Raw genomic sequence first — 18142 nt, forward strand, 5'->3', positions numbered from 1 at the left:
GCAAGTCTAGCGGCGCCGCCTGCGAGGGCGGCGCTGCACTGCAGCGGCATGCGCCAATTCCGACCTACTCGGCTGCCACCTTCAGCACCAGCTTGCCGAAGTTCTGGCCGCTGAAGAGCTTCATCAGCGTGGCGGGGAAGCTGGCCAGGCCCTCGACCACGTCCTCGCGGCTCTTCATGCGGCCGTCCTTCAGGTAGCCGGCCATCTCGGCCACCGCGAGGTGGTAGCGATCGGCATAGTCGAACACCACGATGCCTTCCATGCGTGCGCGGTTGACCAGCAGCGAGAGGTAGTTCTTCGGGCCCCGCACCGGCGTGGTGTTGTTGTACTGGCTGATGGCGCCGCAGATGATGATGCGCGCCTTGCGGTTGATGCGCGTGAGCACGGTGTCGAGAATGTCGCCGCCGACGTTGTCGAAGTAGATGTCGACGCCGTCCGGGCAATGCTGCTTCAGGCCGTCGCGCACGCTGCCGGCCTTGTAGTCGATGCAGGCGTCGAAGCCGAGCTCCTCGACCACCCAGCGGCACTTGTCCGGCCCACCGGCGATGCCGACGACGCGGCAGCCCTTGATCTTTGCGAGCTGGCCGACGGTCTGGCCGACCGCGCCGGCAGCACCCGAGACGACCACCGTCTCACCCGCCTTCGGCTGGCCCACGTCCATCAGGCCGAAGTAGCCGGTCATGCCGGGCATGCCCAGCACGTTGAGCCACTGCGTGTCGCTGCCCAGGCGCGGGTCGATCTTGACCAGTCCGGCGCGCTTGATCTGGTCGGCCGGGAACAGGGCGTATTCCTGAACGCCGAGGCCGGCGCTGACCTTGTCGCCCACGGCGAAGGCCGGGTTCTTCGAGGCCACGACGACACCGATGCCGCCGGCGCGCATCACCTCGCCGATGCCCACCGGCGGGATGTAGCTCTTGCCCTCGTTCATCCAGCCGCGCATCGCCGGGTCGAGCGAGAGGTACAGCGTGCGCACCAGCACGCCGCCCTCGGTGGGCTGGACGACGGCTTCCTCGGTGAACTGCCAGTCGGAGTCCTTCGGGTTGCCGACCGGGCGCGCGGCGAGGCGGATCTGGTGGTTCACGGCGGTGGCGAGATCGGTCATGGTGCGAATCCTGGGAGCGGAGCGCGGATGGTAGGCGCGCTCGCCAGGCCGTGTCGTCGCCTCGGTGACTGACGTGCTGCAGCAGATGCGGGCGAAAAAAAGCCGCGGGCGGTGCCGCGGCTCTCTCGGACCGGCCCGAAGGCCCGTCGCGCTACATCAAAGCGGGCGGATGTTGGCAGCCTGCAGGCCCTTCTGGCCTTGCTTGACTTCGAACTCGACGCGCTGGTTTTCCTGCAGCGTCTTGAAGCCATTGCCCTGGATGTCACGGAAGTGGGCGAAGAGGTCGGCGCCGCCGGCGTCTTGCGCGATGAAGCCATAGCCCTTGGCTTCGTTGAACCACTTCACGGTACCGGTTTGGGTCGTCATGGACGGAATCCTATCTATCGATCTAAGAGAACAAAAAGCGCCGCAGTGCCGGCGCACGCAGCACACTCAAGCTACCAGACGGGGATTTCTAGCGATGCCGACCGCGCGTTGCGCGGTGGGAAGGATGGAGATCACGAACGAACTGAGACTTGCGTAGAACTGTGGCCGGTAATGTACACGAGGCTTTGCCGCGCGCGCAGCCGCTTCGTGATCTGCGCCACGCGCAGCAAGCCTTTGCCCGATGTGACAAGCTCGCGGCCTCACTGGCCGTCTCCACGCGCATGCTGCTGAAACTCTCCGTTCTCGACCAGTCCGTCGCCCTCGAAGGCCAGGGCGAAGATGCCGCGATCCGCGACACGCTGGCGCTCGCCGAACAGGCCGAGGCGCTGGGCTACTCGCGCTTCTGGCTCAGCGAACACCACGGCATGCCGACCATCGTCGGCACGGCGCCGGAGGTGCTGATGGCGGCGGTGGCGGCGCGCACGCGGCGCATCCGCATCGGCAGCGCCGGCGTCATGCTGCCGCACTACAGCGCGCTGAAGGTGGCCGAGCAGTTTCGTGTGCTGGAGGCGCTCGCGCCCGGGCGCATCGACCTCGGCGTGGGCCGCGCGCCGGGCAGCGACATGCGATTCGCGCAGGCGCTCAACCCGCTGGCGCATGGCGCGGCGGAACACTTTCCCGAGCAGGTGCGCGACCTGCAGGCCTGGACCTCGCAACCCTCGCACCGCGGGCTGAGCGCCCATCCGCTCGGCGCCCATGCGCCCGAGCTGTGGATCCTCGGCAGCTCCGACTACGGCGCGCAGCTCGCGGCGCATTTCGGCCTGCCCTATGCCTTCGCCTACTTCTTCATGGACGGGCAGGGTGTCGAGCGTGCGCTGGAGCTGTACCGCAGCCTCTACCGGCCGAGCGAGCGCCATCCGCGGCCGCAGGCCACCGTGTGTGTCTGGGCGCTGGCGGCCGACAGTGCGAAGGAGGCCTGCCACCACGCGCTCAGCCGCGAGCACTGGCGCATGGAGCGCCAGCGCGGGCGGCTCGCTGCGCTGCAGGATCCCGACCTTGTCGCCGCGCAGGGCTTGCGCGCCGAGGACCAACCGGCGCTGGAGGCGATGCGCGCCAAGGCCTTCGTCGGCGATCCTGCCGAGGTGGCCACGCGCCTGCGCGCGCTCGCCGCCGCGCTGGAACTCGACGAACTGGTGATCAACACCTGGGCCTGGCACCCTGGCGTGCGCCAGCGCTCCTATGCGCTGCTGGCGCGCGAGTTCGCGCTCGAGGCGAGGGCGGCCTGATGCGCAGCCTCGAGTTCGTGCTGCGCGGCGAGTTCATCACGCTCGATGCCCTGCTCAAGGCGACCGGCCTGGCGCCGAGCGGCGGCGCCGCCAAGGCGATGGTGGCCGATGGCCTGGTGCAGGTCGACGGCCGCGACGAACTGCGCAAGACCTGCAAGATCCGCGCGGGCCAGGTGGTTGCGGTGACCGGTGCGCGCGTGCGTGTCATGGCCGATCCCGATGCGCTGCCGGGCTGAAGCAGCGAGCATCGCCGCCTGACTTCACCAGGGCTCCGACCATGTTCGACACCTGTATCGCGGGCAGCCTGCCCAAGCCGGCCTGGCTGGCCGAGACCGAGAAGCTGTGGCCGCAATGGCGTGCCAGCGGCCCCGAGCTCGACACCGCCAAGCGCGACGCCACGCTGCTGGCCATCAAGGAACAGGAAGACGCGGGGCTGGACATCGTCGGCGACGGCGAGCAGGCGCGCCAGCACTTCGTGCATGGCTTCGTCGAGCGGGTCGAGGGCATCGACTTCGAGCACAAGGTGAAGATGGGCATCCGCAACAACCGCTACGACGCGATGGTGCCGCAGGTGGTGGCGCCGCTGCGCCTGAGTGGCCGAGTCCACGCGATGGAGGCGCGGCTGGCGCGCGCCCACACGAAGCACAAGCTGAAGTTCACGCTGCCCGGCCCGATGACCATCGTCGACACCGTGGCCGACCGCCACTACGGTGACAAGGTCAAGCTCGCCTTCGCCTTCGCCGAACTGCTCAACCAGGAGGCGCTGGCGCTCGAGGCCGACGGCGTCGACATCATCCAGTTCGACGAACCGGCCTTCAACGTCTACATGAAGGAGGCGGCAGAGTGGGGCGTGGCCGCGCTCGAGCGCGCCGCGCAGGGGCTGAAGTGCAAGACCGCGGTGCACATCTGCTACGGCTACGGCATCCAGGCCAACGTCGACTGGAAGAACACGCTGGGCGAGCAGTGGCGCCAGTATGAGCAGGTCTTCCCGGCGCTGGCGAAGAGCCGCATCGACCAGGTTTCGCTCGAATGCTTCCACTCGCACGTACCGCCCGAGTTGATGGCGCTGCTGGCCGGCAAGGACGTGATGGTCGGCGTGATCGACGTCGCTTCGGCCGAGATCGAGACGCCCGAGCAGGTGGCCGACACCATCGGCCGCGCGCTGCAGTTCGTGCCCAGGGAACGGCTGTTCCCCTGCACGAACTGCGGCCTCGCGCCGATGTCGCGCGAGGTGGCGGTGAAGAAGCTGGAGGCGCTGGCCCGCGGCGCGGAACTCGCGCGCCAGCGCTACGGGGGCTGAAGCCCGGCCTCAGAACTTGTAGTTCAGGCCCACCGAGTACATGTCGGCGTTGCTCTTGCCGCCCAGCGCGTCGAAACGGTAGCGCTCCCATTCGCCGCGCACGCCGAGCCTCGGGTCGAAGTCGTACTGCAGGCCGGCGCCGACCTTGTAGCTGGTGCCGCGGTCGCTGCCGGCGAGGCTGCTGTCGAGCTTGCCGTTGAACACACCGACGCGGCCCAGCGCCGAGAAGCCGCTGCCCAGCGGCAGCGTGCCGACCGCATCGGCGAAGTAGCCGTCGGCCTTGACGCTGCCGGCCGGGCTCTCGAACTTGCCCAGGCGCGCGTAACCCGCCTCGAGGCCGAAGTTCGGCGTGAACGCGTAGCCGCCGTAGAGCTTGCCACCGGTGTCGGACTTGTCGGTGGACAGGCCGCCGATGTCGTCGCCCTTCCACTTCGAGCTCGACAGGCTGCCGCCGACGGACAGGCCTTCGGCATGGGCGGCGGCAGCGCCGAACAGGGAAACACAGATCAGAGCGTTGGCGATCTTCTTCATGGAGTGACTCCTTTTCCTGAGTGAGTGCCGGGGATGCGATGCATCCGCGGCAGACGCAGGTTGGCGCCTGACCGTGAAGCCGATGCGGTGCTCGGGTGAAGTTGTGTCCGGTGAGGTAACGCTGGGTGAAAGCCGTTGCCCGCACCACGACCACCGGGAACCAGCGGTCGCGATCCTCGTCCAAGGCCGGCGCAGGCCTGCGCCGTGCCCGCTGGCCGAGGCCTGTCAGCGCTTGGGCTTGCCGTCCTTCGACGGCGGAGCCTTGTCGCCCGGCTTGGGCTGGTCGCCGAGCGTCGACTTGAGCGGGCACACCGAGAACGCCGGGCACTTGGCGCAGCCGACGGCCAGCGCGATGGGGCAGAGCGTCATGGGGTGTCTCCCGCAAGGATGGTGGCGCAGCATACGCCCGCGAACTGTTGGCATGATGCGGGCATGACCCCCTTGCTCGCCCCCCCGACCACACCGCCCGAATCGCTCGATGCCGCCTTGTACCGCCAGGGCCATGCGGCGCTCGCGCCCGCCGGCCTGGCCGGCTTGTGCGGCATCCAACTCGCCGCGCTCGATGCCTGGCTCCCCTCGTGGGACCACCTGCCGCCCGATGCCTACCTGAAGGACGGGGGCCGCTACCGGCGCCGCCGCCACGGCAGCTTCGTCGTCAGCGGCGATGAGTTGACGCAGGTCGCACACCGCGCCCATTGGCAACCGGTGTCGTACAACGCGCTGCACGGCGGGCTGGAGCGCTGGTTCGAGCCGCTGGAGAACACGCTCGTCGCCGACCCGGTATGGGCACGGCTGCTGGTCGCGCTCGGGGCGGCCTGTTCGCGGCGCAAGGGCACGCAGCCCTGGTACGTCGAGGCGCACCAGTTCCGAATCGACACCACCGATGGCATCGGTCGGCCGACACCCGAGGGCGCGCATCGCGACGGCGTCGACTTCGTCGCCGTGATCCTCGCTGCGCGCGAGGGCGTGAAGGGCGGCGAGACGCGTGTCTTCGAGGCCGATGGCCCGAGCGGCCTGCGCTTCACGCTGACGCAGCCGTGGACCACGCTGCTGCTCGACGACGAACGCGTGATCCACGAGACCACGCCGATCCAGCCGGCAGCGGACGGCGGCCACCGCGACACGCTGGTGCTGACCTTCCGCGCACACGGCTTCCAGGACCCGCAGCGCTGAAGCGTTGATGCAGCGCAACACACCCCGAGGGGCATGAGGAAGAGACTCTTGGCACGAACAAGAAGGAGGTCTCCATGCATGCCTTTCGCGATTTCTTCTCCACCGACTACGGGCTGTTCAGCGCCGCCGGCTTGGCCTTCATGCTCGGCATGGGCGTCTTCTACGTGCGCTACTTCATCAGGCACATGCACGAGGACGAGGCACGCGAGCGTGCCGCGCAGGCGGGCAAGTGATCTGCGCTACTTGAGCAGCGTCTCGCGCAGGAAGAGGGTCGTCGCCCAGAATTGGTAGTCGGCGTTCTCCTTGCGCTGGAAGCCGTGCCCTTCGTTCTCGGCGCGCAGGTACCACACTGTCGTGCCGTTGGCGCGCACCTTCTCGACGATCTGTTCGGCCTCGGTCCAGGGCACGCGCGGGTCGTTGCGCCCCTGCACGACGAACAGTGGCTTGACGATCTTCGAGGCGTTGCTGGTCGGCGAGATGCGTTCGAGGAAACTGCGCATCGCCTCGTCGCGTTCGTCGCCGTACTCGACGCGGCGCAGGTCGCGCCGGTAGCTCTCGGTGTTGCGCAGGAAGGTGACGAAGTTGGAGATGCCGACCACATCGATGGCGCCGCTGAGTCGTTCCGGATAGGTGGCGGCCACCGCCAGGCTCATGTAGCCGCCGTAGCTGCCGCCGCTGACGACCACGCGCGAGGCGTCCAGCCGCGGCTGCGTGGCGACCCAGTCGAGCAGGGCGCCGATGTCCTTCACAGCGTCTTCGCGTTTCATGCCGTTGTCGAGCGCGAGGAAGGTCTTGCCATAGCCGGCCGAGCCACGCACGTTGGGCTGGACGATGGCGATGCCGAGGTCTTCGACGAAGTGGTTGTAGCGGCCCATGAAGCCGACGCGCGCCTGCGCCTCGGGGCCGCCGTGGATGTCGATCAGCACCGGCCGCGGCCCGGCGAAGCGATCCGGCGGCAGGTGCAGCCAGCCCGAAATGCTGCGGCCGTCGAAAGTCTTCCAGCGCACGATCTGCGCGTCGGCGAAGGTCTGCGGGTCGATGCCGGCTGGCACATGGGCGCGTGTCCAGCGCTCGGCTGGCGCCGCGAGCGCGGCCTTGCCTCTGACCTTGGCTGGCGGCGGCACGACCGTGTACAGCTCGCTGGGGCCTTTGGCGCCGTCGATCGCCACCACGATCTCGCCGCGTTGCGGGTGCACGCCCAGCGCACGCACGCTGCCCGCGGGCAGGGCCGGTGCGGGCCGTTCGCGCAGCGTGCGCGCGTCGAACAGGCGCAACTCGAGCCGCCCGTCGACGTTGACCTGCGCGGCGACCCAGCGGCCGTCTCGCGTCGGTATAGCCTGCTCGACGTCCCAGCGGATGTGGCGTGACAGCGGCTTCAGGTGGCCGCGGCGCAGCAGCTGCAGTTGCAGGAACTCGCTGCCGCGGTCGCTGAGTACCCAGATCGCGCCGTCGCTGGCGCGGAAGCCCTGCGCCAGGTAGCGGCCCTTGTGTCTGCTGCCCCGCGCCGGCAGCAGTTGTGTGGTGCGGCCGCTGGCCACGTCGAGCAGCCAGACCTGCGACTCGGTCGCCGACAGGTAGCGTGTCAGCACGATGCGCCGATCGTCGCGAGAGACGCCGCCCACCTCCCAGCCGGTGCCTGGCAGCTCGGCGAGCCTGCGCCGCTGCGTCGGCCGCGCCGGGTCGAACAGCGTCAGCGTCAGCCGCACCTCGTCCCGCGTGCCGCCCTGGGCGGTGCGGTCCAGTGGCACCGAGCTGGCGATCAGCTGGCTGCTGCGGTTCATCCAGCCCTCGATGGCGTGGCGTTCGCCGGGTGCGGTGAGCAGCGTGACCTGCCGGCTGTCGAGGTCGAGCCTGTACAGCTGGGCCGCCTCGTCGCCGCCATTGCTGCGCTCGAAGACGAGGTACTCGCCGTTGCGCGGCTCCCAGCTCGCGCGACGCACCGGTTCGGCAAAGGACGTCAGCGGTTCGGGTTCGCCCATCGGCTCGGCAACGCGGAACAACTGCACCGTGCTCGTGCCGGGGGCGCGGTGGCTGAGCAGCAGCTCGCGGCGCGCGGGGTGCCACTCGACGAGGTTGTGGCCGCTGAAATCGGTGTAGCGCGCCACCTGCTGCGCGAGGCGTTCGGGCACCGGCGGAATGCCCTGCACGAACAGCTGAGGGTTCGGCGCGATCACCGGCTCTGCTGGCGCGACGGGTGCGGCCGGCGGTGGCGGGGGAAGGTCGGTCGGTGTGGCGCAGGCGGCGATCAGCCCGACGCACAGCAGCGTCAGCAAGGCGAGGCGGGGGACGCGGTGAATGCTGGCAGGTGCGGTGGGGCTCATCGATGGGTTCTCGTTCGCTCTGGCGGACGCATTCTGCGGGCAAAGCCGGCTCGCTTCATCGCCGCGGCCTGCAGTTCATCCGCGCCGCAGCGCAGCCCGTCGCAAGTGGCTCGCAGCGGCCCGATGCGCTGCCGATACTGCCATCCATCGAAGCAAGGAGCCCGCCATGAACACCAGCCGCCACCTGACCCCCGCCCTGATGATCGCCGCCACGCTGGCCGCCGCGTTCGGTGTGGCCAACGCCGAGGCCGCCGAGCCGGCGACGAAGGTGGTGACGCTGCCGCGCGTCGAGGTGGTGGCCAGCCGCCAGGCGATGATGGCCGAGCCGCGCATCGTGCAGCTGCCGACCGTCACGGTGATCGGCAAGCGCCTGCAGCCTCAGGAAACGACCCGTCTGGCCCAGAAGCCCGCTGCCGCTGCGGCGCGCTCGTGAGCGCAGCCGTTCAGCCGGCGTCGCGCACGTCGCCGACCGGTGACGTGCCGAAGTCGGCGCGGTCGAGCACGGCGAGCACTCGCGCCGCCGTCGCCTCGGCACTGACGAGCTGGCCCTCGCGCTGCAGCGCCACGAAGCGCTCGAGGTCGGGGAACTGCGCCGCATCGGCGCTGCGCAGCTGCACCTGCATGTCGGTATCGATCACGCCGGGTGCCAGCGAGAGCACGCGCGCGCCGTTCGGAACCAGCGCCTCTTCCAGCGCGAGGCAGCGCGTCAGGTGGTCCATGCCTGCCTTCGCGGCGCAGTAGGCGGCGCTGCTGGCCATCGGCCGCCGGCCCAGGCCCGAGGAGATGTTGAGCACGCGGCGCTGGCCGCTCCAGGCGCGCGTGGCATCGAGGAAGGCGGCGCACAGCAGCGTGGTCGCCTCGAGGTCGACTCGCAAGGTCGTGGCCAGCGCGGTGAGGCCCGCATCGCGCAGCGCCGTCGGCGTGCCCACCATGCCGGCGTTGTTGATCAGCAGCACCTGCTCATAACGATCCGCTGCCTCGGCGGCGAGCATCTCGCGCAGCCGCTGCGCAACGGGCAGCGGCTCGGCCAGATCGGCCGTCCACTGCTCGAGCGTGGCCCCGCCGGCGGCTGCGGCCTGCGCCAGCGAGTCGTTCGTCCGGCGCGAGATTCCGATCACACGATGGCCTGGCAGCAGCAGCGCCTGCGCCAGCGCGGCGCCGAGCCCGCGCGAGTGCCCGGTGACGATGCACAGGCGTTCGGCCACCGCCTCAGACAGCCTGTGCCACCTGCTGGATGCCGGCGATGGCCCACTCGCGGCTGCCGTCGGCCGGGCGCACCAGGTGCCAGACCTCGTCGACCGGCGTGGCACCGTCCTCGCGCGCCTCGCGCACCAGGCCGTGGAAACGCACGCTGACGACCTGGCGCTGCGCTTCCTGTGCGACATCGAGCACCTCGGCGTCGATCTGCACCACGTCGGTCTGCTGGGCGGCACCCTGGCGCTCCTGCAGGTCGAGGCGGATGCTGGCGAACATCTCGGGCGTGGTGAATGCGCGCAGGTCGTCGAGGTCGCCGGCGTCGTTGGCCGCCTGCATGCGGATGAAGATCATCTTGGCGATGCGTGCGAAGCCGGCGGCGTCAAAGTCCCCCGGCAGGGCGCTGGCCGTGGTGGCCGGGGCAGGCGTAGCGGTGGCAGCGGGCATCAGCGGCGCCGGCGAGGCCGATTGCGGCGTCTGCGCCGCGGGCCAGTTGGCGGCGCTGCGCTGCAGCGGCGCACCGGCGCCGGCCAGGCGCGGCGTCGGCGTGGCGAAACGGCGCATCAGCCAGCGCACGACGACGATGCCGACGATGGCCAGCAGCGCGATCATCATGATATTGGCGAGTTCATCGCCGAAGCCGAGGTGGCTGGCCAGCGCGGCCAGGCCGAGGCCGGCGGCGAGGCCGGCGATCGGGCCCATCCACGAGCGCTTCGGCGCAGCCGCTGCGGCGGCACCGGCCGTGGCGGGCGCCGCTGCGGCCGTGGCGCCGCTCTGCGCCGGCTTGGCCGGGGTCGCGTCGGGCGTGCTGCGCGCGGGCAGGTCGCGCTTCATGCCGGCACTGCCGCCGCCACCGAGCCGCTTGGCTTCGGCCTCGACCGGCAGCACGGCGAGCGAGAACACAGCGAAGAAGAGTGCGAGAGGGAGGGCGAACAGCCAGCGTTTCATCATGGTCGGTGGATCCTGGACGGGGCACGCGGTGAGGCGTGCGGGCGCGCGGATCATACGCAGCGTTGCACTGCACTGCGGCCAAGACCCTGACCCGGCCACGGGTGCCGTGGTCGCGTGGCAGCCGTGCCGCGGTGCGTTGACCCGCTGCGCAGCGCGTGCCACACTGCACGCCTCTTGCTGCCGCCCTCGCGGCTGCCAGATCGACCCGAACCCCAGGAGGTGCACGATGAACAAGACCGATCTTGCCCTCGCTGCGGCCAGCGCCTGACGCGCCTCGGGTTCGTTCCTTTCCAGCCTCCCTCGGCTTTCCCCGGATCCTGACCTGAGCCGCGCGCGCCGCGGCCGCCTCTGTTCGTTCCGTTCCCCGTGCATCGCGCGGGGCCGGCCGGCGTGCCTGCGCACGCCCCAGGCGATTCACAGGTTCAACGATCCATCATGCTTGACTTCGACTTCGAGCGGCTTCGCTCGATGGGACTCACCGCCGCGCTGGCCAGCCAGGCTGCGGCACTCGCCGCCGAGTTGGCGGACGAGACGGGGCTGCGACTCGTGCGGCTGACCGTGCTGCACCGCGAGACGCTGCGGCTGCACGACGGCGAGCGCGAGTTCGACGCGCGCTCGCTGCCGCGGCTGGCGCGGCGCCTTGCCGATGACGAGGACATGCTCGCCGTCGGCGACTGGGTGCTCGCCGCGCCCGACGCCCACGGCGACCTGTGGGTGCACGAGCGCGTGCCGCCGCAGACGCACCTCGCGCGCCGCGATGCCGACGGACGTCGCCATCCGGTGGTCAGCAACGTCGACACCGCGCTGCTGGTGATGGGGCTGGACGCCGACTTCAACCCGCGCCGGCTGGAGCGCTTCCTCGCCCTCGTGCAGGGCAGCGGCGTGGCGCCGGTGATCGTGCTGAGCAAGGCCGACACCGTGCCGGACGCGCGCACGCTGTGGTGCCGCATGCAGGAACTGCGCGAGCGCATGCCGGCGGGCGTGGAGATTGTCGCGCTCGACACGCGCGACCCCGACGCGTCGACCCTGCTCGCCGCGCACACGCTGCCGGGCCGCACGCTGGCGCTGCTGGGCACCTCGGGTGCCGGCAAGTCGACGCTGACCAACACGCTGCTGGGCGCCGCGCAGCAGGACACCGGCGCGGTGCGCGAGAGCGACGGCCGAGGCCAGCACACGACGACGACACGATCGCTGTTCCGCCTTCCCGGCGGGGCCTGCGTGATCGACACGCCGGGTTTGCGCGCCTTGCGGCCCGACGCCGACGAGGCACAGGTGGCGGCCACGTTCTCCGACGTGGCGGCACTCGCGCCGAACTGCCGCTTCCGCAACTGCACGCACCGCGAGGAACCCGGCTGCGCGGTGCGCGAGTCGCTGGCCGACGACCGCCTGCGCAACTACCACAAGCTGCTGCGCGAGGCCCGGCGCGACACCATGAGCGCGCTCGAGCGGCAGCGGCAGGTGGCGCAGTGGAAGGCGCGTGGCCGGGCCGGTGCGGCGCGAGCCCGGGCCAAGCGCGAGCCCGGCTGATCAGGTGGCGAGAACCTGCGCCCGGCTCAGGCGGCGCTGGACTGCGCTTCGTCGTGGGGCGTGCAGGCCGCCGAGCCGCAGCCGCTGATCTCGTCGCGCGGCAGCGCGTCGGGGTGGGCAACGACGCCGGAGAGCGGGTCATGGCCGACACGGCGCAGGTGCAGCGCCAGCCCGGCGTCCATGCTCTGCGCATGCTGCGGGAACCACATCGCCAGCTCGCCCGACATCATGCTCAGGATCTCGGGCTCCCCGGCTTCGGCGCGCTTCAGGCCCTCGCGCATCACCTGCAGCACGACCTTGTGCTGCACGCTGTGGCAGTTGCCGGCAGCGAAGCGGGTCTCGCGCATCCAGCGGTCTTCCTGGTCGAAGTGGACCTGCGTGTGGTCGATTAGCGCGCGCCAGGCGTCCAGGCGCGCCGAATCGTCGGCGGAATCGAACGCGGCGAGCAGGTCGACGAACTCGCGGTGCGTGTCGTCCATCAAGGGCAGGTCGAGCGAGAGCGCCTCCGACCATTCGAGCGCGGGCATGGGTTGGTTTCCAAGGTGGGATGCCGGCAAGCGTAGGCAGGGCCCGACGCGGCTGCCTTGAGTCAGGTCAACCACCCCTGGAACAGGGCGTCGCAGAGTGGACGGTTTCGAACCCCTTGAAGGACGAACCGCATGGCCCGCAGCAGTACCGCCAACGATCGCAGCCCCCGCAGCCCCCGCAGCCCCGCCGCGCGCAAACGGCCGGTGCGCACCCGCCGCAGCGGCGATGGCGACGTGATCGACGGGGCCGCCGACGCAGCCTCGCTGGGCGAGGCCGTGGTGAGCGAGGCCGTGCAGGCCGCGCAGGGCGCCAAGGTGGCCGCACTGGACGACATCCTCGCCCGCTCGCAGGACAGCAAGGAGACGGCACGGCAGCTACGCGCCATCCTCGAAGGCGCATCGCCCGACGATGCTGCGGCGCTGCGCCGCGAACTGCTCGAGGGAGCCGACGCACTGCAGCGCGCCCGGCTGGTCAAGCCCGACGAGGAACTCGCGGCCGACTGGCGCAGCGGCGGCTACCCGTACAGGAACCTGATGTCGCGCAAGAACTACGAGGCGCAGAAGTACCTGCTGCAGGTCGAACTGCTCAAGCTGCAGGCCTGGGTGAAGGAGAGCGGGCAGCGCGTGGTCATTCTCTTCGAAGGGCGTGACGCGGCCGGCAAGGGTGGTGCGATCAAGCGCTTCATGGAGCACCTCAACCCGCGCGGCGCGCGCGTCGTCGCACTCGAGAAGCCGAGCGAGACCGAACGTGGCCAGTGGTACTTCCAGCGCTACGTCGAGCACCTGCCGACCGCCGGCGAGATCGTGATGTTCGACCGCAGCTGGTACAACCGCGCCGGCGTCGAGCGGGTGATGGGCTTCTGCTCGGAGGGCGAGTACGGCGAGTTCATGCGCCAGTGCCCGGACTTCGAGCGCCACCTGGTGCGCAGCGGCATCCACCTGATCAAGTTCTGGTTCTCGGTCAGCCGCGCCGAGCAGCGCCGCCGCTTCAAGGAGCGCGAAGCGCATCCGCTCAAGCAGTGGAAGCTCAGCCCGATCGACATGGCCTCACTGGACAAGTGGGAGGACTACACCAAGGCCAAGGAAGCGATGTTCTTCGAAACCGACACCGCCGATGCGCCGTGGACGGTGATCAAGAGCGATTGCAAGAAGCGCGCGCGGCTGAACGCGATGCGCTACGTGCTGCACAAGCTGCCCTACACGAACAAGGACCTCGGCCACATCCAGTCGCTCGACCCGTTGTTGGTCGGCCGCGCGCATGTGGTCTACGAGCGCGGCGAGCGGGCGGGCGGGGCGCTTCTCTGACGCCGGTTCGCAAGAAGCGGCTGGTTGCGCGCTGAGCGGGCATTGCGGTTTCGTTTCCTAGCCACCGCATCCGCGGCGCGCTGGCCGTGGGTGTCGAGCATGCCGAAGGCACGCCCGGCAGCGCCGCGCCGGGATGGAACAATGGGGCGCATGTCCCGACGCACGATCGCCGTTCTTGCCGCCCTGGCCCTGGTGCTTGCCGCCGGCGTGGCCTGGTTGACGCTGCGCGCCCCGCGGGCCGCGGCGGCGGCGGTGCAGCCCGCGCCGCTGGTGCGAACGCTGATCTTCTCGGCGCGCGTAGCGACCAGCTCGCGCGTCGAACTCGGCAGCACGCTCACCGGCCGCGTGCTCACCGTCGCGGTGGACGAGGGCGCGCAGGTGCGCCAGGGCGAGGTGCTGGTGCGCCTGGAGAGCGACGAGCTGCGTGCCGCGCTCGAGCAGGCACGCGCCAGCGAGCGCCAGGCCGCGGCGCGGCTGGCCGGGCTGCGCAGCAGTGGCCGCAGTGCCGCGCAGGCCAGCGTGGCGCAGGCCGATTCGGTGCTGCTGGCCGCGCAGGCGGAGCTGCAGCGCACGCAGGACCTGGTCGCCCGCGGTTTCCTCAGCGAGGCTCGGCTCGACGAGGCGCGGCGTGCGGTGGCCGTCGCGCAGGCGCAGCAGGCCGGGGCGCGCGCGCAGCGTGCCGCCAACGAGGAGCAGGGCACCGACGTCGCGCAGGCGCAGGCCCAGCTGGCGCTGGCGCGTGCGGCGGTGGTCGCGGCGCAGGCGCGGCTCGAGCAGGCGGTGCTGAGCGCGCCGGCCGACGCGCGTGTGCTGCTGCGCGCCGTCGAGCCGGGCCAGATCGTGCAGCCGGGGCGCGCGCTGCTGACGCTGGCGCTGAGCGGGCCGGTGCAGCTCGTCGGCCAGCTCGACGAGCGCTATCTCGAGCAACTGCAGATCGGCCAGAGCGCGGGCGTGGTCGCCGATGCCTTTCCCGGCCGCCGTTTCGAGGCACGGGTGCAGAGCATCGCGCCTGTGATCGATGCGCAGCGCGGCGCGGTGGAGGTCAAGCTGGCGCTGGCGCCGCCGGTGCCGAGCTTCCTGCGCGAGGACATGACGCTGTCGGTGGAGGTCGAAACCGGTCGACGCGAACGCGCGCTCGTCGTGCCGATGGACGCGCTGGTCGGCGATCGCGGCGACGGCCAGGCGACGGTGCGCGTCGTGCGCGACGGGCGCGTCGAGCTGCGCCGCATCCGCCTCGGCCTGACCACGCTGGAGGCGGCCGAGGTGCTCGAGGGCCTGGCCGCCGGCGAGTGGGTGCTGCTCGGAGCGGCGCCCGCAACCGGCGAGCGCGTGCGGCCCGAGCTCGGCGCGGCGGCCGTGCAGCGCCCGGCCATGGGTAAGGGCGAGGGTGTCGGCTCGGCGATGACCAACGCGATGGGCCGCTGATCGCCACCCCATGTTCAACTCGCTCGGATTCGAACGAAGCGTGGCCGTGCGCTTCCTGCGCGAGGGGCGCATGCAGACGCTGCTGATCATCGTCGGCGTCGCCGCGGGGGTGGCGGTGGTCGCCTACATCTCGGCGCTGATCACCGGGCTGCAGCGCAACACGCTGGAGAAGACGCTCGGTGCGCAGGCCCACGTGACGCTGAGCGCGCAGGACGACATGGTCGTCGCCGCCGTCCCGCCGGCCTCGGGCGCGATCACGCTGGCACAGACCCAGCCGCGCGCGCAGCGGCCGCGCTCGATCTCCAACTGGGCTGCGCTGGTGCCGGTGCTGGAGGCCATGCCCGCTGTTGCGGCCGTTTCGCCGATGGTGGCCGGCGCGGGGCTGGCCCTGCGCGGCGAGGCCTCGCGATCGATCGCGCTGGTCGGCGTCGACCTCGACCGCTACGACCGCATCGTCGGCCTGCGTGCCAAGGTCGTCGACGGCGCCGCCCGGCTCGGTCCGGGCGAGGGCATCCTCGGCCGCGAGCTGGCCGACGACCTCGGCGTGCGCATCGGCGACCGGGTCAACCTGGTCACCGGCACCGTCAGCGATTCGCTGCGTGTCACCGCGCTGGTCGACCTCGGCGTGCGCGAGCTGAACCGCCGCACGGTGATCGTGCCGCTGCGTGCTGCGCAGAGCCTGGTGGGGCTGACCGGCGGTGCCACCAACCTCGACCTGGCGCTGGTCGACGTGTGGGCCGCGCCGGTGCTGGCGGCCGAACTGGCGCAGCGCTATCCGTACAAGGTGGAAAGCTGGCAGCAGGCCAACGCGCAGCTGGTGTCGGCACTGAACGCGCAGTCGGTCAGCACCACGCTGATCCGCGCCGTGGTGATGGTGGTGGTGGTGCTGGGCATCGCCAGCGTGCTGGTGGTGTCGGTGGTGCAGAAGCGCCGCGAGATCGGCATCCTGCGCGCGATGGGGGCGACGCAGGGCCAGGTGCTGCGCATCTTCCTGCTGCAGGGCGCGATCGTCGGCGCGCTCGGCTCGGTGCTCGGCGTGCTGCTCGCCGTGGCGCTGATCTGGGCCTTCACCAGCTTCGTGCGCGGCGCCGACGGGCTGCCGCTGTTCTCGATCACGCTGGCGCCTGCGCTGGCACTGCGCATCGCCGCCTTCGCCACGCTGTGCGGCGTGCTCGCCGCGGTGGCGCCGGCGCGCCGCGCCGCCGCGCTCGACCCGGCGCAGGCCATCCGGATGTAGCGCGCATGGAGCCGACCGCCACGCCGCTGATCGCGCTCGACGGCGTCCGCAAGAGCTACAACCTCGGCCGGCCCAACGAGGCCGAGGTGCTGCACGGCGTGTCGCTGGCGCTGGGCACGGGCGAGTTCGCTGCGCTGATCGGCCCCTCGGGCTCGGGCAAGAGCACGCTGCTGAACATCCTCGGTCTGCTCGAGCCGATGACGGCCGGCAGCTACCGCATCCAGGGCGAGGAAGCCAGCGGCCTGGACGACACCGAACTGACGATGCGCCGGCGCGCCTCGCTGGGCTTCGTGTTCCAGTTCCACCACCTGCTGCCGGCCTTCACCGCACTGGAGAACGTGACGCTGCCGGCGCTGATGCGCGAGGGTCGCATCAGCGTGGCGCGGCGCGAGCATGCCCGCGCCGTGCTGGCCGCGATGGGCCTGGCCGATGCGATGGGCAAGCGACCGGGCGAACTCTCCGGTGGCATGCAGCAGCGCGTGGCGATCGCGCGCGCGCTGGTGCTGCAGCCGCCGCTGGTGCTGGCCGACGAGCCCACCGGCAACCTCGACCGCGCCTCCTCCGACGAGGTGTTCGCGCTGATGCGCCGCATGCATGCCGAGCTGAGCACCTCGTTCCTGGTGGTGACGCACGATCCGCGGCTGGCCGAGCGCTGCGACCGGGTGATCGAACTGGTCGACGGGCGCATCGAATCCGACGAGCGCCGCGCTGCCGCGACCGCGCTGTAGGGCAGCGCCGACGGCAGCGCCTTGCGCCGCTACCGGCACTCGCCGAATTGCACCTCACCGCCGACACGGCGCACCAGCCATGGGCCGAACAGCTCCGAACCGGAGCCATCCAGCACCTGCAGCCAGCCCACTGCATCGGGTTCGTTGGGGGCGGGAAGCAGGACGGTGATCGCCGGCCGGCTGGCCGGTGCCTGCGGGCTGACGTAGCGGCCGACGAAGGCGAGCGTGCCGTCTTCCAGTGACCCCCATTGGCCGAGGAAGACCATCTCGCTGCACGGCACCTGGAGCGCGATCCGGTTGCCCTCCAGCGTGGCCAGCACGGCCGCGCCTTCGTTCGTCTTGTTGGCATCGCTCCATTGCACGGGCGTGGTGCCGCTGCTGGGATCCCTCCCGGCCGATTCGCAGACCAGACCGACCTCGGCAAAAGGCGCCTTGCACACGGCGCCCGGCGTGTAGCGGATGTCCGCGCCGCCATCGTCGTCCGTGCCGGAGCCGGTGCCGACGACGCCCGCGCCGCAGCCGGCCAACGCCACCAGCATGAACCACGTGGCCATGGCGCCCATGCAAGCGCGCCGGCCCGTTCTCGGGAACCTCATTCCGACTCCTTCTCGCTGGAATCCTCGACAAAGAAATACACGCCGAAGCGCACACGCGCCTGTCGGCGCGCCTCGCTTTCCTTGACGGCGTCGCGGGCCACACGCTTCTCGGCCAGGCGCAGCACGCGCGAGAGCACCGGGCGCCAGGCGCGCGTCGCCGCTTCGTGCAGCACCTGGGCCGAGTCGGCCGAGATCTCGTCGACGTAGATGGCCTGCTCCAGCAGGTTGCGCCCGTCGACCAGGTTGGCGCAGGCTGTGGCGGCGTGGTCGCGCAGGTTCACGCCCAGCGCCTCGGCCATGGCTGCGAAGTCGCCTCGCGGCACCATGCCCATCGTGTCCAGCTCGATGCGTTCGCCGTCCACCCGCACGACGTTCAGCCGCAGCATCTCCTCGAGCACGGCGCGCGGGCCGACGTCCGTGCTGACCCCCTGCACGAGCTGGTCGAAGCTGCCGGGCCCGGCACCGCGCTGAAGCACCCGCGGCGTCGAGCCATCGAGGTAGAGCGGGTCGCTCATCCAGCGGCCGACGATCTGGCCGATCAGGCCCAGCGGTGCCGGCGCGGCCACGGCCGGC

At 71.0% G+C, this 18142-nt stretch carries 21 protein-coding genes; 11 read left to right on the top strand and 10 right to left on the bottom strand.

Features of this window, described 5'->3' with window-relative positions:
* Positions 1–64: 64 nt before the first annotated feature.
* Positions 65–1102 carry an NADP-dependent oxidoreductase gene (locus AAG801_RS20045; RefSeq protein ID WP_341889932.1) on the bottom strand — a complete coding sequence of 346 codons (1038 nt, stop codon included), beginning with the start codon at positions 1100–1102 and terminating at the stop codon, positions 65–67.
* Between the two features lie 156 nt (positions 1103–1258).
* The gene (locus tag AAG801_RS20050) at positions 1259–1468 is read right to left on the bottom strand and encodes a cold-shock protein (RefSeq protein WP_298830305.1); all 210 of its coding nucleotides are present in this window, start codon (positions 1466–1468) and stop codon (positions 1259–1261) included.
* Between the two features lie 287 nt (positions 1469–1755).
* Here AAG801_RS20050 and AAG801_RS20055 point away from each other — a divergent pair, with 287 nt between their 5' ends.
* From AAG801_RS20055 to AAG801_RS20065, 3 genes are read left to right on the top strand one after another with little or no spacing between them, the layout of a single operon-like run.
* A complete protein-coding gene (locus AAG801_RS20055) occupies positions 1756–2754 on the top strand; it encodes an LLM class flavin-dependent oxidoreductase (protein ID WP_341889951.1) in 999 nt (332 codons plus the stop codon).
* Entirely contained in the window at positions 2754–2990 is a 237-nt protein-coding gene (locus AAG801_RS20060) for an RNA-binding S4 domain-containing protein (RefSeq protein WP_341889933.1), read from the top strand. The genes AAG801_RS20055 and AAG801_RS20060 overlap by 1 nt, the downstream gene beginning before the upstream one ends.
* A gap of 41 nt (positions 2991–3031) precedes the next feature.
* Entirely contained in the window at positions 3032–4054 is a 1023-nt protein-coding gene (locus AAG801_RS20065; RefSeq protein WP_341889934.1) for a methionine synthase, read from the top strand.
* Between the two features lie 9 nt (positions 4055–4063).
* On the opposite strand, the gene AAG801_RS20070 is transcribed toward AAG801_RS20065, so the two are convergent.
* Positions 4064–4585 carry a porin family protein gene (locus tag AAG801_RS20070; RefSeq protein ID WP_341889935.1) on the bottom strand — a complete coding sequence of 174 codons (522 nt, stop codon included), beginning with the start codon at positions 4583–4585 and terminating at the stop codon, positions 4064–4066.
* 225 nt (positions 4586–4810) lie between these two features.
* A complete protein-coding gene (locus AAG801_RS20075) occupies positions 4811–4954 on the bottom strand; it encodes a hypothetical protein (protein WP_341889936.1) in 144 nt (47 codons plus the stop codon).
* Positions 4955–5017: 63 nt separating this feature from the next.
* On the opposite strand from AAG801_RS20075, the gene AAG801_RS20080 reads away from it, so the two are divergent.
* Positions 5018–5758 carry a 2OG-Fe dioxygenase family protein gene (locus AAG801_RS20080; protein ID WP_341889937.1) on the top strand — a complete coding sequence of 247 codons (741 nt, stop codon included), beginning with the start codon at positions 5018–5020 and terminating at the stop codon, positions 5756–5758.
* 74 nt (positions 5759–5832) lie between these two features.
* Positions 5833–5991, top strand: a complete 159-nt coding sequence (locus tag AAG801_RS20085) for a DUF3149 domain-containing protein (protein WP_341889938.1) — start codon at positions 5833–5835, stop codon at positions 5989–5991.
* Between the two features lie 6 nt (positions 5992–5997).
* Here AAG801_RS20085 and AAG801_RS20090 read toward each other — a convergent pair whose 3' ends face one another.
* Positions 5998–8079, bottom strand: a complete 2082-nt coding sequence (locus tag AAG801_RS20090; protein WP_341889939.1) for a prolyl oligopeptidase family serine peptidase — start codon at positions 8077–8079, stop codon at positions 5998–6000.
* A 166-nt stretch (positions 8080–8245) separates the two neighbouring features.
* Here AAG801_RS20090 and AAG801_RS20095 point away from each other — a divergent pair, with 166 nt between their 5' ends.
* Positions 8246–8512, top strand: a complete 267-nt coding sequence (locus AAG801_RS20095) for a hypothetical protein (protein WP_341889940.1) — start codon at positions 8246–8248, stop codon at positions 8510–8512.
* A 10-nt stretch (positions 8513–8522) separates the two neighbouring features.
* On the opposite strand, the gene AAG801_RS20100 is transcribed toward AAG801_RS20095, so the two are convergent.
* Both AAG801_RS20100 and AAG801_RS20105 read right to left on the bottom strand, forming a co-directional pair.
* Positions 8523–9284, bottom strand: coding sequence for an SDR family NAD(P)-dependent oxidoreductase (locus AAG801_RS20100; protein ID WP_341889941.1), 762 nt, complete (start codon positions 9282–9284; stop codon positions 8523–8525).
* A 4-nt stretch (positions 9285–9288) separates the two neighbouring features.
* A complete protein-coding gene (locus AAG801_RS20105) occupies positions 9289–10224 on the bottom strand; it encodes a TIM44-like domain-containing protein (protein ID WP_341889942.1) in 936 nt (311 codons plus the stop codon).
* Positions 10225–10659: 435 nt separating this feature from the next.
* Between AAG801_RS20105 and rsgA the strand changes: the two genes are divergently transcribed.
* On the top strand, positions 10660–11751 hold the full coding sequence (gene rsgA / locus AAG801_RS20110; protein WP_341889943.1) for a ribosome small subunit-dependent GTPase A: 1092 nt from the start codon (positions 10660–10662) through the stop codon (positions 11749–11751).
* Between the two features lie 26 nt (positions 11752–11777).
* Here rsgA and AAG801_RS20115 read toward each other — a convergent pair whose 3' ends face one another.
* Positions 11778–12278, bottom strand: a complete 501-nt coding sequence (locus AAG801_RS20115; protein WP_341889944.1) for a hemerythrin domain-containing protein — start codon at positions 12276–12278, stop codon at positions 11778–11780.
* A 132-nt stretch (positions 12279–12410) separates the two neighbouring features.
* Here AAG801_RS20115 and ppk2 point away from each other — a divergent pair, with 132 nt between their 5' ends.
* The 4 genes from ppk2 (at position 12411) to AAG801_RS20135 (ending at position 16973) form a co-directional block, all read left to right on the top strand.
* Positions 12411–13583 carry a polyphosphate kinase 2 gene (ppk2, locus tag AAG801_RS20120; protein ID WP_341889945.1) on the top strand — a complete coding sequence of 391 codons (1173 nt, stop codon included), beginning with the start codon at positions 12411–12413 and terminating at the stop codon, positions 13581–13583.
* A 150-nt stretch (positions 13584–13733) separates the two neighbouring features.
* Positions 13734–15008 (top strand): efflux RND transporter periplasmic adaptor subunit, encoded by a 1275-nt coding sequence (locus AAG801_RS20125; RefSeq protein ID WP_341889946.1) that lies wholly within the window; start codon positions 13734–13736, stop codon positions 15006–15008.
* A 10-nt stretch (positions 15009–15018) separates the two neighbouring features.
* The gene (locus tag AAG801_RS20130) at positions 15019–16245 is read left to right on the top strand and encodes an FtsX-like permease family protein (RefSeq protein ID WP_341889947.1); all 1227 of its coding nucleotides are present in this window, start codon (positions 15019–15021) and stop codon (positions 16243–16245) included.
* Positions 16246–16250: 5 nt separating this feature from the next.
* Positions 16251–16973, top strand: coding sequence for an ABC transporter ATP-binding protein (locus AAG801_RS20135; RefSeq protein WP_341889948.1), 723 nt, complete (start codon positions 16251–16253; stop codon positions 16971–16973).
* A gap of 29 nt (positions 16974–17002) precedes the next feature.
* Here the strand turns inward: AAG801_RS20135 and AAG801_RS20140 are convergent, their stop codons facing one another.
* Complete coding sequence (locus tag AAG801_RS20140; protein ID WP_341889949.1) at positions 17003–17527, bottom strand: hypothetical protein; 525 nt, start codon at positions 17525–17527, stop codon at positions 17003–17005.
* Positions 17528–17565: 38 nt separating this feature from the next.
* On the bottom strand, positions 17566–18142 hold a 577-nt coding region (locus tag AAG801_RS20145), incomplete at its 5' end, for a DUF6502 family protein (protein WP_341889950.1).

The sequence above is a fragment of the Variovorax sp. YR752 genome (assembly GCF_943372545.1).

What these genes read in the sequence shown, in the direction of transcription:
- AAG801_RS20105 (WP_341889942.1), bottom strand. Translation starts at nt 10,224, where the DNA reads ATGATGAAACGCTGGCTGTTCGCCCTCCCTCTCGCACTCTTCTTCGCT.
- rsgA (WP_341889943.1), top strand. Translation starts at nt 10,660, where the DNA reads ATGCTTGACTTCGACTTCGAGCGGCTTCGCTCGATGGGACTCACCGCC.
- AAG801_RS20060 (WP_341889933.1), top strand. Translation starts at nt 2,754, where the DNA reads ATGCGCAGCCTCGAGTTCGTGCTGCGCGGCGAGTTCATCACGCTCGAT.
- AAG801_RS20090 (WP_341889939.1), bottom strand. Translation starts at nt 8,079, where the DNA reads ATGAGCCCCACCGCACCTGCCAGCATTCACCGCGTCCCCCGCCTCGCC.
- ppk2 (WP_341889945.1), top strand. Translation starts at nt 12,411, where the DNA reads ATGGCCCGCAGCAGTACCGCCAACGATCGCAGCCCCCGCAGCCCCCGC.
- AAG801_RS20075 (WP_341889936.1), bottom strand. Translation starts at nt 4,954, where the DNA reads ATGACGCTCTGCCCCATCGCGCTGGCCGTCGGCTGCGCCAAGTGCCCG.
- AAG801_RS20115 (WP_341889944.1), bottom strand. Translation starts at nt 12,278, where the DNA reads ATGCCCGCGCTCGAATGGTCGGAGGCGCTCTCGCTCGACCTGCCCTTG.
- AAG801_RS20050 (WP_298830305.1), bottom strand. Translation starts at nt 1,468, where the DNA reads ATGACGACCCAAACCGGTACCGTGAAGTGGTTCAACGAAGCCAAGGGC.
- AAG801_RS20085 (WP_341889938.1), top strand. Translation starts at nt 5,833, where the DNA reads ATGCATGCCTTTCGCGATTTCTTCTCCACCGACTACGGGCTGTTCAGC.
- AAG801_RS20130 (WP_341889947.1), top strand. Translation starts at nt 15,019, where the DNA reads ATGTTCAACTCGCTCGGATTCGAACGAAGCGTGGCCGTGCGCTTCCTG.
- AAG801_RS20135 (WP_341889948.1), top strand. Translation starts at nt 16,251, where the DNA reads ATGGAGCCGACCGCCACGCCGCTGATCGCGCTCGACGGCGTCCGCAAG.
- AAG801_RS20140 (WP_341889949.1), bottom strand. Translation starts at nt 17,527, where the DNA reads ATGGCCACGTGGTTCATGCTGGTGGCGTTGGCCGGCTGCGGCGCGGGC.
- AAG801_RS20080 (WP_341889937.1), top strand. Translation starts at nt 5,018, where the DNA reads ATGACCCCCTTGCTCGCCCCCCCGACCACACCGCCCGAATCGCTCGAT.
- AAG801_RS20065 (WP_341889934.1), top strand. Translation starts at nt 3,032, where the DNA reads ATGTTCGACACCTGTATCGCGGGCAGCCTGCCCAAGCCGGCCTGGCTG.
- AAG801_RS20095 (WP_341889940.1), top strand. Translation starts at nt 8,246, where the DNA reads ATGAACACCAGCCGCCACCTGACCCCCGCCCTGATGATCGCCGCCACG.
- AAG801_RS20070 (WP_341889935.1), bottom strand. Translation starts at nt 4,585, where the DNA reads ATGAAGAAGATCGCCAACGCTCTGATCTGTGTTTCCCTGTTCGGCGCT.
- AAG801_RS20125 (WP_341889946.1), top strand. Translation starts at nt 13,734, where the DNA reads ATGTCCCGACGCACGATCGCCGTTCTTGCCGCCCTGGCCCTGGTGCTT.
- AAG801_RS20045 (WP_341889932.1), bottom strand. Translation starts at nt 1,102, where the DNA reads ATGACCGATCTCGCCACCGCCGTGAACCACCAGATCCGCCTCGCCGCG.